This window comes from Pseudomonas sp. LARHCG127, from assembly GCF_052871455.1.
In genome coordinates, this window is the sequence record NZ_JBIXJT010000013.1 from 162,209 (window position 1) to 175,871 (window position 13,663).

The 13,663-nt window shown below is 59.7% G+C and carries 12 protein-coding genes and 1 tRNA gene; 2 read left to right on the forward strand and 11 right to left on the reverse strand.

Translation table 11 applies throughout. The features are described 5' to 3' along the window. The first annotated feature begins 258 nt into the window (after positions 1-258). Positions 259-696, forward strand: a complete 438-nt coding sequence (locus tag ACIPQ1_RS21940) for a carboxypeptidase regulatory-like domain-containing protein (protein WP_446534770.1) — start codon at positions 259-261, stop codon at positions 694-696. A 9-nt stretch (positions 697-705) separates the two neighbouring features. On the opposite strand, the gene ACIPQ1_RS21945 is transcribed toward ACIPQ1_RS21940, so the two are convergent. The 11 genes from ACIPQ1_RS21945 to ACIPQ1_RS21995 form a co-directional block, all read right to left on the reverse strand. After that, entirely contained in the window at positions 706-1,155 is a 450-nt protein-coding gene (locus ACIPQ1_RS21945) for a hypothetical protein (protein WP_186707258.1), read from the reverse strand. 40 nt (positions 1,156-1,195) lie between these two features. Beyond that, positions 1,196-3,430, reverse strand: coding sequence for an ATP-binding protein (locus ACIPQ1_RS21950; RefSeq protein ID WP_411386229.1), 2,235 nt, complete (start codon positions 3,428-3,430; stop codon positions 1,196-1,198). Further along, positions 3,427-4,032, reverse strand: a complete 606-nt coding sequence (locus ACIPQ1_RS21955; RefSeq protein WP_250961881.1) for a biliverdin-producing heme oxygenase — start codon at positions 4,030-4,032, stop codon at positions 3,427-3,429. The genes ACIPQ1_RS21950 and ACIPQ1_RS21955 overlap by 4 nt, the downstream gene beginning before the upstream one ends. Before the next feature lie 95 nt (positions 4,033-4,127). Further along, on the reverse strand, positions 4,128-5,186 hold the full coding sequence (locus tag ACIPQ1_RS21960; protein WP_411386230.1) for a PDDEXK nuclease domain-containing protein: 1,059 nt from the start codon (positions 5,184-5,186) through the stop codon (positions 4,128-4,130). A 200-nt stretch (positions 5,187-5,386) separates the two neighbouring features. Beyond that, positions 5,387-5,794 carry a hypothetical protein gene (locus tag ACIPQ1_RS21965; protein ID WP_250961883.1) on the reverse strand — a complete coding sequence of 136 codons (408 nt, stop codon included), beginning with the start codon at positions 5,792-5,794 and terminating at the stop codon, positions 5,387-5,389. Positions 5,795-5,859: 65 nt separating this feature from the next. After that, positions 5,860-6,189 (reverse strand): DHCW motif cupin fold protein, encoded by a 330-nt coding sequence (locus ACIPQ1_RS21970; RefSeq protein ID WP_186707254.1) that lies wholly within the window; start codon positions 6,187-6,189, stop codon positions 5,860-5,862. A gap of 112 nt (positions 6,190-6,301) precedes the next feature. After that, a complete protein-coding gene (locus ACIPQ1_RS21975; RefSeq protein WP_411386231.1) occupies positions 6,302-7,249 on the reverse strand; it encodes an antitoxin Xre/MbcA/ParS toxin-binding domain-containing protein in 948 nt (315 codons plus the stop codon). A 360-nt stretch (positions 7,250-7,609) separates the two neighbouring features. After that, positions 7,610-7,685 (reverse strand) — tRNA-Phe (locus ACIPQ1_RS21980). Between the two features lie 102 nt (positions 7,686-7,787). Next, complete coding sequence (locus ACIPQ1_RS21985) at positions 7,788-8,060, reverse strand: oxidative damage protection protein (RefSeq protein WP_207963103.1); 273 nt, start codon at positions 8,058-8,060, stop codon at positions 7,788-7,790. Continuing rightward, the gene (mutY, locus tag ACIPQ1_RS21990; RefSeq protein WP_053117495.1) at positions 8,057-9,124 is read right to left on the reverse strand and encodes an A/G-specific adenine glycosylase; all 1,068 of its coding nucleotides are present in this window, start codon (positions 9,122-9,124) and stop codon (positions 8,057-8,059) included. The genes ACIPQ1_RS21985 and mutY overlap by 4 nt, the downstream gene beginning before the upstream one ends. Next, positions 9,121-11,352 carry an AsmA family protein gene (locus ACIPQ1_RS21995; RefSeq protein ID WP_446534771.1) on the reverse strand — a complete coding sequence of 744 codons (2,232 nt, stop codon included), beginning with the start codon at positions 11,350-11,352 and terminating at the stop codon, positions 9,121-9,123. Before ACIPQ1_RS21995 ends, mutY begins: the two co-directional genes overlap by 4 nt. Positions 11,353-11,737: 385 nt before the next feature. Here ACIPQ1_RS21995 and ACIPQ1_RS22000 point away from each other — a divergent pair, with 385 nt between their 5' ends. Beyond that, a complete protein-coding gene (locus ACIPQ1_RS22000) occupies positions 11,738-13,399 on the forward strand; it encodes an OFA family MFS transporter (protein ID WP_186707250.1) in 1,662 nt (553 codons plus the stop codon). The last annotated feature ends 264 nt before the right edge of the window (positions 13,400-13,663 follow it).

Genomic DNA, 13,663 nt, shown 5'->3' on the forward strand with positions numbered 1-13,663 from the left:
GCAGGTTGTCGCATCGGCACAGCAGACTGTCGCGCCATCAACAACCGAACGGCCGTTTTAACCTTGTTTACCGGTGAAAGCCCCGGGGAGTCGCGTAAAAAAAGGCGCGATGGTGCCAGCTTTGGGCGGGGGTTGGAAGGGTTAACCGGATGAGCGTGCCTATTCCGATTGGCATTCGCCTCAACTTCCAATCGGTCTGAACGTCGGTGTTCATAAATCGATCAAACGAAGAGGCGTCCCATATCAGGAGTTGTTGTCATGAAGTCGCTATTTTGCCTCGTCGTGCTAGGCGCGCTGCTTTTTCCCGTCATGCTCAACGCCACCGACCTCGCTCCTGTAGACAACACAGGCGTCCAAGTCCAACCCATGCAGCAGAACGGCATCACTTACCTGTCCGGCGGCATCGGCGAGGACGAAGCCCGGGCCATCGAGCAGGCCCAGGGTTACAACTTGCACATGACCTTTGCGATCGGCCCGGAAAACAAATACGTCCCGGACGTGGACGTGACCGTGCAAAAGGTATCGGGAGAAATAGTGCTGACCCTCAGCGATGCAGGGCCGCTGGTTTATGTGCAACTGCCACCGGGCAAGTACAACGTGGTGGCGACGCGCAATGGTGAAGCGCGGCGCGACACGGCTGAGGTAGGCAGCGGGGCCGCGCGCAAACTGGTGTTCCATTGGAACAGTGACGAATAGCCGGCCGGCTTATTCGGCGGCGGATTCTTTTTCCAGGACTTGGCGATAGCGGTCCAGCGCCTCGCTGAAGTCCTTGATGAACTCCGGTGTGCTAAGCCAGCGCTGGGCGGTCTCGCGGTCCATCTCATCGACCCACATGCGGTAGTCCACCAACATGTCGGCGGCCAGGTTGGTCGCCGCCATGCTTTCGTTTTCGGCGTTTTTCAGGTCGAGCAGACCCGGGCGTTCGATGATCATTTCGCTAACATTTGCCAGCAGCGTATCAAGCATTTCACTGCGGCTGACGGCCTCGGCGTCGCGCAACTTGGCGAACAATTCCAGCACGTAGACCGGAGGCTGGGCGGTGGCGTGGGCCGGGTCGCCATACATCGGGATCGATTTGCGCCCGGTCATGCGGATTTGCTTGGCTTTGTCTTTGGCGCGCTTGGCGCGTTTTTGCTGTTTGTTCAATGAGGCCATTGGGCTTCGGTTTCCAATTCGTTAGGGGACGGTGCCCGGCTCAGTCGATTTTCGGCACGGTAAAGCGGAATTCGCTGCCCTGGCCTGGCCGGCTTTCGGCGTGCAGTTTACCGCCATGGGCCTGGACAATCCCCTTGGAAATGTACAGCCCCAGCCCGGTGCCGTTCGGGTTGCCTTCCTTGGTCGTCCAGTAGCGCTCGAAAACATGAGGCAATTGCTCTGGCGCAATGCCTTCACCGGTGTCGCGGACACTGAACACGATCTCGTTACCGACGGACATCGCACTGATCCCCACCGAGCCCTGTTGCGGCGTGAACTTGATGGCATTGCCGATCAAGTTGGACAGTACCTGGAACAGCCGCTCGGGGTCGGCGTTGATCCGCAGGTTGGGTTCGGCATGGAAGGAAATGTCGATGGCCTTGGCGGTGGCCAGCGGTGTCAGCAGCGAACAGGCGTCTTCGAAGATCTGGCTGACATTCATCGGCTGGGGATTGATGGTGTAGCGCCCGGCATCGATGCGCGAGGTGTCGAGCAGGTCTTCCAGCAGCGCGTTCATGCGGCTGGTGGCCTGCTGCATGGTATCGATGGCGGAAGAGATTCGTTTGGAACTGTGGGAGCCGTCGGAGCTGAAGGCCTTTTGCATCATGCCGCAGAGCATGGAAATGACCGTCATCGGGCTGCGCAGGTCATGGGACACCACGGCCACCAGCTCATCGCGGGCTTGCACGGCCTGGCGTTCCTTTTGCACCTGGCGGGCCAGGTCGTTTTCCAGGGCCGAGCGCCGCAGGTCGTTGGCGGCGAACAGATCGCCATGGGTCCATTGGGTGCTGATGCCGGCCATTTCGACTTTCCAGATCTCGAAAGATGTCCGGGGCCGCAGGCGCAGGCCGGTCTCGCTGTTTTCCACGGCCAGGGGTTTTTGCGGGTCGCCGCTCCATTGGAGGGTTTGCTTCACTTCGGGACGGAACCACAGCACGCCGTTTTCCACCGGTTTGGGCAGGTGGATCGCCAACACGCCGCTCGCCACATCCTGATAAGCCTTGGCAGGTGCGAAGACGCTGCCCAGGTTGTGGTGGGCGAACACCGGTTGGCCGGTTTCCAGAATCCATTTGTGCAGCTCGCGGATTTGCTCAGGTTCTGGGCATTGGCCGTGGCGATGCAGCTTGTTGTTCTCGAAAATCGCCACACCGCTGGCCCCTGTCAGGTCCATGAGGCGTTGCGGCTCGTGGGACAAGCCATCGAAGACATTGTCGCTGGACTCGGCCATGGCAGTGGCGAGGACCTTGAGGTCTTCCAACTTGGCGTCCCGTTGCCGGGTGAGTTCCAGGGCCTGCATGGCGCTGATCTGCAGCGACAGCACCTGGCCGATAGTCTGGCAGGCCATGCGCATTTCATGGGGCACCAGCAATGGCTGGCGATTGCCGCAACTGATCAGCCCCCACAAGCGCTCGCCTTCCATCAACGAGATGCTCATGGACGACAGCACGCCCATGTTTTTCATGTACTGACGGTGGATCGGCGAGACGCTGCGCAATGTGGCAAAGCTCAGGTCCAGGGGCGCCAGGGTATCGGGCCGCAGCTCCGGGACCAGCGGTACCGGTGCGTAGTCGGCGTTGGGAATGATACGCAGCCAGTTGGTGCGATACAGCTCACGGGCCTGTTCGGGAATATCCGACGCTGGGAAAAACAGCCCTTTGTAGAGTTCCATTGAAGGTGCGCTGGCCTCGGCGATCACCTGGCCGTGGCCTTCTTCCTCGAAGCGATAGATCAGCACCCGGTCGTAACCGGTCATGGCCTGGATTTCCCGCACGCTGATTTCGTACAGGGCCTGGAGGGTTTTTGCACTTTGCAGGCGTTGCAGCATGCGGCCCAGGTTGGCCTCGCCGCTGACGCCTTCGGGGCGATAGTCGCTCAGGTGCTGTTCCAGTTCGACGATCAGGGCCCCCTGATGGCGATGCACCAGGGCATCAAAGCGCTGCTGGTTCACGACAATGGCCACGGGCACGTTGTCGCTATCCGGGGCGGCGCGACAGGCGACGAGGATCGCCTCGGCCTGTTCCAGCCCCAACAGTGCGTCGAGGGTCTGGCCCAACAGCCTGTGGGGATCGTGCGCCATCAACTGCAACACGTTGGCGCTGACCTGACGGATCACGAAATCGGGCTCGGACAGCATCAACAACACACCATGAGGCTGAATGGCCCCGGGGAAGCGAATCGGTTCGTCTGCGCAATTGGCCAGCAGTTCTTCGAAGGCTTCCTGGTTTTCCGGGGTCATAACAGTACCTTTTGGCTGTCCAGCCAGTGTTCAAAATGAGTGAACGTCGCCTTGGCGGCGCGTGTGACTTCGAGCGTCCGGGCCTCGCCAAGGTTCCTGTCGTCCAGGTATTGGAGGAAATCCTTCCAGCGTCGGCCGGTGAGTTCGCCATACACATTGAGAAAGGCCGCGCCACTGGACGCATCAAGACCGAGCTGCTCGGCCACCCTGCGCCGCAGGATCTGGCCGCCGAGGGTTGCGCCTTCCAACACATAGGAAACGCCGAGGGCGGCGGCTCGGGAGTCTATTCGTGGCAGTGCCTGGCAGGTGGGTAGTGCCTCGATAGCGGCGTCATCCAGGCCCAGAGCCGCGAGATCGGCCCGCAATACCGGGAGTTTGATGCGCAAGGATTGGTCCAGCCCGGTTGGAATCAGCGCCAGCCTGTGAAGCCGCTGCTCCAGGGGCTGATAAAAACCGTAGTAGGCCGCCATCAAGCGCCGGTATAGGTCCAGGTCCAAATCTGGCGAGAAAAACGGCAGGCGTTTTTCCAGGGCGACGTGCAGTTCCGCGGTTTCGGTCCGCAATGTCTGGATCAGGGAAGGGGGGGAAGAGGCCGGTGACATGCGGGATGGAGCTCATTGAGTGGCGCGTTGCTGGAAAAAAAGCGCATCAAGCTTACATGGGTTTTTTGAGTGCGCGACCATTGGGTATCGGCTTTTTATTCCTTGAAGTCGCTGCGCCCGATTGCCCCTTCCTCAAGGCGTGCCTGTTCGCGATCCAGCGCGTTGCGCAGCTCTTCTTCGGTGGGGAGCACCAATTGATACTGGCTGGCGAATAGCTGTTCATTGCCCTGCAACACGGAATAACGCACCACCGACTCATCCTTTTGAGCGCAGAGAATGATGCCCACGGTAGGTTTGTCGTCGGGGCCGCGCTTGAGGTCATCGTAGAGACGCACATACATATCCATCTGGCCGATGTCCTGGTGGCTGAGCTCGCCGCGCTTGAGATCGACGATCACAAAGCACTTGAGCAGGTAGTTGTAGAAGACCAGGTCGATGTAGAAGTCTGTGCTTTCGGTGCTGATGCGCTGTTGGCGTGCGACGAAGGCGAAGCCTTTTCCCAGTTCCAGAAGGAAGCCTTGTAGCTGGTCGATCAAGGCCTGTTCGAGATCGGTTTCCAGCAGCATGCCGGTATTGGGTAGCCCAAGGAACTCAAGGACCACCGGATCCCTGACGATGTCCCTGGGACCGAAATCCAGTTTCTCAAGATTGATGGCCGCTTCCTGCTCTACCGCAGGTCGGTCGCGACTTGCCAGGAGACGTTCGTAATAGAGCGTGCCGATCTGGCGTTCCAACGCGCGGGTGGACCAGTTTTGAGTGACGGCTTCGTTCATGTACCACCGACGTGCATTCGCATCTTCTATGCGTAGCAGCGTTCGATAGTGAGTCCAGCTCAATTCGTGACGCAGTGCGTCACAGATTGGAAACGCCTGATAAAAGAGGCGCATGTAGCGCAAATTTGAAGCATCAAATCCCTTCCCAAACCGCGACGTCAGCACCTTCGCCAGCGACGGTAGCAACCTTGCGCCGTAAGCCGCCCGCTCGGCGCCGCCCTGCTCGAACTCGATGATGTGCCGGCCGATCTGCCAGCAGGTTTGTACCTGGAGCGTATCGATGGCTCGCAGGACCTTCTGGCGAGCCTGACGAATCAGCTCGCCGAGTTCGTTGATCAAGGGGGCAAGCTGTGGGTCATCCTGGGGCAGCAGTGGCGTCATCGCAGTGTCCAGCCATTGAGGGGGGGCGGACCGCAAGGATGCTCCAGGCGACGTCTCGATGATGCCGGACGGGGCTGATTGCTTGGAGGGAAAAATAACTGATTTATGCAGGACGGGGATGACGCCGTCCTATGTCCGTTGGCCTTGGTGCGTAGGAGCTATCCCTACAGCCTGTAGTCAAGCGCGAGTCCCTTCGCTGCTCAGACCTTACCTTGCGCCAGAGCCTGGGATGCGGCGACATAATCAGCCTGGAATTGCTTGCTCTCCACCCAGTCCAGCGCCGTCTGCTCATCGACACCCGTGGTCAGGCGGCGATATTCGATCAGGGCGGTAATGATGAAGTCAGTGGCTTCTTCCTCACCTTCCTGCTCCAGCACCAACTCCAGCAGTGGATGGCCCAGGAAGGCCGTGCACATGGCCTGTTGGCTGATCTTTTCGGCGGCACCCATCAGTTGGAACAGGTCCGATAGGTCCACGGTTTCCAGATCGATGCGCTCATCGTTCGGGTCGAGGAAGTCATTCGGCGCAGTGGCGCGCTTAACCCGGTTCTGCTTGGCTTTCACCTTGGCGCGCTGGTTTCGTTTCTGCTGTTTGTTGACCGATGCCATGGGTCGGTTCCTTGCTGGAAAATAAGGCCACCTATCCTACAGCTTCAACGCGGACGCTTCGAATCTCAATCCACGATGAAGAGCGTAGCCCCCGATGAAGTGGAGGATCGATGAGGTTCGGCCTGGTCGGCGACCTGGTAGCTCATGCCGGCCTTGAGCAAAAATTGCCGACCGTCTTCGAGTTCAGTATTGAGCTCGCCCTTGAGGCAAAACAGGATATGGCCCTTGGTGCACCAATGGTCGGCCAGGTAACCGGCTGTATATTCCACCATCCGTACCCGAATATGCCCGAATTGCCGCGTGCGCCAATAAGCGGTTCCGGTGATGCCCTTGTGCTCGGTGGGTTCGATGGTTGACCAATCGGTGGTGCCGAAGGGAATGCCGGTGATGTCCATGTCGACTCGCTTGCTGGAGGGGAGCGGACGAATGTAGCTGAGTCTGTGTGGCGGAGAAAGGAATCGTCGGCAACAGGCACTTTGGCAAATGTCCTTCTGATGCCGCTGGCGCCTACATGCTGTCCTGGAGTTTGGCTTGATGAGCCATCCAGCCATGGATATAACTCAATATCTGCTGGGTTCCTGCCTCGGTTTCTACCAACTCGATAGGACGATAGCCATTCAGGTGGATGTTAGGTTGTTCCATCCATTTGAACGCCTTACCTCGATTCCCTCGAATGGGAATAACCAATTCAAGGACCTGTTGTAATAAATCGGGACGTGCATACCAGGACTCTGGTTTTACCGTCGCCTTTCGTCCGGGGATTACTCGAGGTAGCTGACAGGCAGCGAGCTCCGCGTGAGTGATATGAGTACGCACCCAATGAGCCGTGTCGGCTAGCTCGGTATTAGGAATTCGTTCGTGGTTGGTCGTGGGAATAACGACACCCACCCTGACAGTCGTGTGTGTACGAATCATCTGGAGGGCCGGGGCGATATCGGTGTCGTTTGTGACAAACACAGCATGATCAATCGCCCCGGTAATCGCGTCGTGATACGCGTGCAGAGACAGGTTCACATCGCTCTGCTTTTCCTCGATTTTCCAGGCCTGGATTTCTTCGCATTCACGAGGGGCGCGATCCGGATGGCGAGAATCGACAACTTTCACCTTCATCCTATTGACCGCATAGTAGCCTTCCACCAAGTCGATGCGTTCGCCGTACAGCTTGCGCAAGGCCGTGTGATAGCGAGCTTGAGACGAAACTGAGTCCTGTGCTCGTGCCACGGATTCGATGATTTTGGCTGTGAAGAATTTTATCGAGGGGGCGGCAAGCAGTGATGGTTGTCTGACGAGGTTGTCATTGTCCTTGATCAGCACAGATGGCAGGACGTGTTTTTCAAACAGTGGCAATAAATCGAGCCATTTATATGCGGTTCCCCTCAGGCAACCGTAGTAGAAGTTGTAGCCATCGATGTAGATACGGGTGCGCAGAGGTTCGAGCTCGGGCGATCCCTGCATATCTCATGCTCCAGAAACGAAAAAACCGGCTTGCGCCGGCTTTTTCCCCCTCCAACCAGATGGTCAGGCCACACCGGTCACGAGGGTTAGTTGTTGGGGGCAGTATTACGCAGATTCTGCGTGTGACGCAAATTTTCACTGCGTTTGACGCAAACTCGATTCCGGAATGGTAGAGCCCATCAGGATCGGCGTGAGGGAAGAGGTTAATCGCTCACGATGCGGCGATCAAAGACAGAAACGAGCAGCAACACTTATGCTGGCTGGTCCATCAGGGCTGCCCAAAAAAGACTGGCGGGTGGCACAAGGAAACGCGGGCAATAAAAAACCCCGATCAATTGCTTGATCGGGGTTTTCGGTATTTGGTGCCCAGAGACGGAATCGAACCGCCGACACGGGGATTTTCAATCCCCTGCTCTACCGACTGAGCTATCTGGGCAACGGGGCGCATTAAACGGGTTTTTCAGGGGGGCGTCAAGCAAGTTTTCAAAAAATATTTAATTATTACCGTCGCTTACGATCCGCCCCCGCGCTGAACAGCTTATTCGGACGGCGGTACGTAGCCTTCGGCCTTGGCGTAATCTTCGCCGGAAAAGAACTTGTCCATCTCGCCCTGAAGGTATTTGCGATCTTCGGCGTTCATCATGTTCAGGCGCTTTTCGTTGATCAGCAGGGTCTGGTGTTTCTGCCAGTCGCCCCAGGCCTTGGCCGAGACGTTGTCGTAGATGTCCTGGCCCTTGGCGCCCGGGAATGGAGCACGTTCCAGGCCTTCCAGTTGTTCTTTGTACTTGCGGCACATGATGGTGCGGGTCATTGCAACTCTCCTGCGTTCATTACGGCGGCCGCGCGTTCGAGCAAGGTTTTGACCGGGGCGGCAAGGCCCAGGCGCGGCGGGGTGGCGAGGTTATACCAGAGCCAGTCGGCCTCGGCCACGTGATGGCCGGTTTCCCGGACCCGGACCAGCCAGGGTTCGATCGCCAGCTGGAAGTGGCTGAAGGTGTGCACCAGGCCCGGCATTTCGTGTTGGCTGCCCAATTCCAGCGAGTGTTGCAGGGCCAGGTGCTGCAGGTCGTCGAGGTCGTCGAGTTCCGGCAGGCTCCACAGCCCGCCCCACAGCCCGGTGGAAGGGCGACGGTAAAGCAGGATCGCGCCCTCGTGGTTGGCCAGCATGGGCATCAAGGTGCGCTTTTTCGGCACCTCCTTGCGCGGCTTGGGGATCGGATAGCGGGTTTCCAGGCCCAGCATATGGGCCTCGCAGCCTTGCTTCAGCGGGCAGAGCAGGCAACTGGGCTTGCTGCGGGTGCAGAGCGTGGCGCCCAGGTCCATCATCGCCTGGGTGTAGGCGTTGACGCGGTCCTGTGGCGTGAAACGCTCGGCGGTGGCCCAGAGCTGTTTCGCCACTTTGGGTTCGCCCGGATAGCCCTCTTGGGCGGTGAAACGCGCCAGCACCCGCTTGACGTTGCCATCGAGGATCGGCGCCCGCAGGCCCATGCTGATGCTGGCGATGGCGCCGGCGGTGGACAGGCCGATGCCCGGCAGCTCGGTGAGTTTTTCCACGTCCCGGGGGAATTCGCCGCCGTACTGCTCGACGACGATTTTCGCGGTCTTCTGCAAGTTGCGCGCACGGGTGTAGTAACCCAGCCCGGTCCACAGGTGCAGCACTTCGTCCTCCGGCGCGGCGGCCAAGGCTTGAACGGTGGGCAGCGAGGCCATGAACCGGTCAAAGTAATTGAGCACGGTACTGACCTGGGTCTGTTGCAACATGATTTCCGAGACCCACACCCGATAGGGCGAGATGGCTTGTTGCCAGGGCAAATCGTGACGCCCGTGGCGGTCGAACCAATCCAGTACCGCGGTGGAAAACTGCTCGGCTCTCATCGCTTGAACAGCCCCTTGAGCGCATCTTTCAGTTCGGGGCTGACCTTGTCGCCGAGCTTCTCATCGATCTTATCGCCGAGCCGATCGCCGGCCAGCTTCGCCGCGACCTTGCCCAGCCCGTCGTTGTCCAGGCGGCAGGCCTTCGCGCCCAGTTCCAGGGGACCGCGGCAGCGCAACGGCCATTCGACATCGACGTAGCGCTCGTTGACCTGGCAGGCCGGGTCGGGCATGTCGCTCTTGTCGCCTTCGACGATGACGCCGACGCGGTAGTCCATGCCCAGCACTCGCAGGTCGATATCGCCGTTGCCGTTGACGGTCATGCCGGGAATACGGACTTTCAGGTCCGGGTTGTGGGCAACGCCATTGTTGAAGGTGAGATTGCCGTTGAGTTGCTGGAACGGCGTGTCCTTGCCCCGGGGCTCGCCACTGAGGGACTTGCGATTGAGGGTAGCGATGCCTTTGCACAATTGCTGTTCGAGATTGGCATTGAGCAGCATGCCATCGTTGATGACGAACCCGGCGTTGCCGTTGAGGCTGTCGATCAGGGCCTTCTGGCTATTGCCGGTGGCGGTGATCGCGCTGTTGAGCGTGACCAGGCCTTTGACCGGCGGATTCTTGCCCTGGCTTTCGATGATCTTCTCGGCGGGGACCCGGTTGATGCGGGTTTGCAGGCTCAACTGTGGCGTAGGCTGGCGCACATCCAGGGTGCCCTTGGTTTCGAAGTTGCCGCTGTACAGATCGCCCCGCAGGTTCTCCAGGGTCAGCAGGCCGCCCAGGCCGGTGGCCTTGAGCGCGGCGTTCTGGATCGGCAGTTTATCGAGGGTCAGTTGCCCGAAGGTCAGGTCGGCATCGAGGTCCAGCTTGCCCAGGCGCTCCACCGGAAACAGCCGATCGTTACTCCAGGCACCCTGGGTCGGAGCGCTCGGCAACGGTGTGCTGCCGGCACCGGCCATGGCGCTGGCTTCGGTGTTGCTGACTTCAGCCTCACGGGCCGCCTTGGAACTGTCGGCTTCGGCGGATTTTGGCGGCAGGTAGCGGTCGACGTTGAAGGTGTCGGCCTTGAGCTGCACGCGCAGGGCCTGCTTGGCAAAGTCTGCCACGGCGATACGGCCGGTGAAGTGGCTGTCGTCGACCTTCAGGTTGATGTCGTTGAATTCGACGCTGCTTGGCGTGCCGGCAATGCGGCTGGCCAATTCGACCTTGCTCAGGCTGCCTTCGGCCATGGCCGGGAGTGTCTGGCCGACGCTGTCGACGAACTTCGCCAGGTCGAACTGGGCGATCGATATTCCACCATTCAATTGCGGGCTCTTGTCGAGGTCGTTGACCTTCAGCTCACCGAGGGCGCGCAGTTGGTTGAGCGACAGCTTGATACCGGTCCATTCGGCGACGTTGGCCGCCTTGTCCAGGAACAGTTGCCCTTGGGCGGCGAAGTTCAGGGTCTTGCCCTGCAACGGGTCGCCGGTGGCCTCGCCGGACAGTTTCAGGTCTTCGAACTTGTAGCGCTGCAAGGCGCGCTCGAAGCGCAGTTCGCCGGTCACTTCGGTGCGTACGCGCACGGCCGGCTGGTTGCTGGACAGGAATGCAGTCAGCGTCACCGGAATATTGGTGGAGTCGTGGACCGGGCCGGTGCTCAGCTGGATGCTTTCGGCGGTGAACAGCTTGCCGGTCTGCTCGTCGGTGTATTCGACCCGGGCGTTATTCACGGTCAGGCTGTCGATGTCCAGGCGAGTCGGCTGGGCAGGTTTTTCTGCCGGGGTGCTAGCAGGTGGGGCTGGCTGTTCGGCCGGTGTCGGTGCCGGGGTGTTCGCCGTCGTCGCGGAGGCCGGCGCTTTACCGATGTCTTCCCAGTTTCCGTGACCGTTCTTGTCACGGTTGAGCCGCAGGTTCAGGCCTTCGACGCGCACATCGCTCATCTGCACTTCCCGGCGCAGCAGCGGGATGACCCGGACGGAAAGACCGAGCATCTGCAGGTCGGCGAAAGGTTGGGTTGGATTGGCCAAGGTCGCGACGCTGGCGTCGTGCAATTCCAGGCCCAGCCATGGAAACAGGCTCCAGCCGATATCGCCATTGAGGGTCAACTCGATGTGGGCCTTGTCGCGGGCTATCTGGCGGATCTCTTCTTTGTAGTCGTTGGGATCGAACAGGTGGGTCAGGGCAAAGCCCAGGGCCACAATGATCAGCAACAACCCGAGAAGTACCAGACCCAGGATTTTGCCGAACGCTTTCATGGGCGAATCCTTGTAGGTTGAGTTCAAAATTTAGCCGCGAGTATAACGCCCCGAGTTGTGGCGCGTTGAGTGATCGTTCTTCCGGCAGGCCTGCCGAACAAAGACCCATGGGGACGGGGCTGGTTTCAGCCCCGGAAAAAATAAATCGTTAGTCCCCTACAGAAAGCGGGCAAGCGTGCGATAAGACAGATGGCACGAAAAAGGTGATATCACTTTGGTTTTTCTGCCACGAGCAAATGGTAACCTTTGCCCGTTCGTCCGTCCTTCTGCGACGTGATGTCGCACACTATGGAGCTTCACCAGAAAATACAGCCATGCCTGCGTGCAATGAAGGCTGAGGGTGATGCGTGGCTGACGAACCATTCCAATAACTGGGGGATACACAATGAGCACGAGCATCACGGCGGGCGGCGTCGCCGACCAGCCAGCGTTCCTCTCGAAGGAACGCATCATCGCCAAGCCGGGTTTCAACCGGTGGCTGGTTCCACCGGCCGCACTGGCCATTCACCTGTGCATAGGCATGGCCTATGGCTTCTCGGTGTTCTGGTTGCCACTGTCCAAAGCCTTGGGGATTACCAAGCCTGTGGCCTGTGCGCCGGATATGAGCTTCATCTCGCAAGTCTTTTCGTCCCAATGTGACTGGCCGATCTCGATGCTCGGCTGGATCTACACCCTGTTCTTCATCTTCCTGGGCTGCTCGGCAGCGATCTGGGGCGGCTGGCTGGAACACGCCGGGCCACGCAAGGCCGGCGTTGTATCGGCCTTGTGCTGGTGCGGTGGCCTGCTGATTTCCGCGCTGGGTATCTATACCCATCAGATCTGGCTGATGTGGGTCGGTTCCGGGGTGATCGGCGGTATCGGCCTGGGCCTGGGCTACATCTCGCCAGTGTCGACACTGATCAAGTGGTTCCCGGACAAGCGCGGCATGGCGACCGGCATGGCGATCATGGGCTTCGGCGGTGGTGCGATGGTCGGTGCTCCGCTGGCTGCGGCGCTGATGAATCATTTCGCTTCGCCGACGGGCGTGGGCGTCTGGCAGAGCTTCCTGGTCATGGCCGCGATCTACTTCGTGTTCATGATCGGTGGCGCCTTGTCGTACCGCGTGCCGCCGACTGGCTGGAAGCCTGAAGGCTGGACCCCGGCACCGAAGAAAGCCGCGAACGCGATGATCACCCATCGCCACGTTCACGTGAATGTCGCCTGGAAAACCCCGCAGTTCCGTCTGGTATGGCTGGTGCTGTGCCTGAACGTATCCGCCGGTATCGGCATCCTCGGCATGGCTTCGCCATTGTTGCAGGAAGTGTTCGGCGGCAAGCTGCTGGGCAATGACCTGCCGTTCGGTCAGTTGGACGCAGTGCAACTGGGCCAGATCGCGGCTATCGCGGCCGGCTTCACCGGTCTGTTGAGCCTGTTCAACATCGGCGGTCGGTTCTTCTGGGCCTCGTTCTCGGATTACCTGGGTCGTAAAAACACCTATTTCGTGTTTTTCGCCCTGGGCTTTGCCCTGTACGCGCTGATCCCGAACCTCGGTCACCTGGGCAGCGTCGCGCTGTTCGTGGCGGCGTTCTGCATCATCCTGTCGATGTACGGCGGCGGTTTCGCCACCGTGCCAGCCTACCTGGCGGACCTGTTCGGTACGCAAATGGTTGGCGCCATCCACGGTCGTCTCCTGACTGCCTGGGCTGCCGCAGGCGTGCTGGGTCCGGTACTGGTGAACTACCTGCGTGAATATCAGCTGAGCATCGGCGTTGAACGTGCCGCGGCCTATGACATCACCTTGTACATCCTTGCCGGCCTGCTGGTGCTGGGCTTCCTGTGCAACCTGCTGGTCCGCCCGGTCGCCGACAAGTACTTCATGACCGACGCCGAACTGGCCGCCGAACAGGCGCTGGGCCATGACAAGGGCGCCGACAGCACCACTTCGCTGGAATGGAAAGCCGCACCGGGCACCAAGCCCCTGGCGATCGCCGCCTGGCTGGTGGTGGGCATTCCGTTGGCGTGGGGTGTGTGGGTGACCCTGCAGAAGACGGCGGTGTTGTTCCGCTAAGCGACAATATGGATAGGCCCGAATCCATTGGAGACGGGCCAACCTTGTGGGAGCGAGCTTGCTCGCGATGGGGGCGTGTCAGTCGACATCATTGTCTGCTGACCCACCGCTATCGCGAGCAAGCTCGCTCCCACAGTCGTTTTGGGTGATGGCACAGACTTGTACGCACATGTCTAGCACCGACAGCCCGGGCTTCAGCCCGTCAGTGATGTCACCTCTTTTGTTTCTGTTTGCCGCTCGCGCCCCTATAATGGCTGCCTTTTT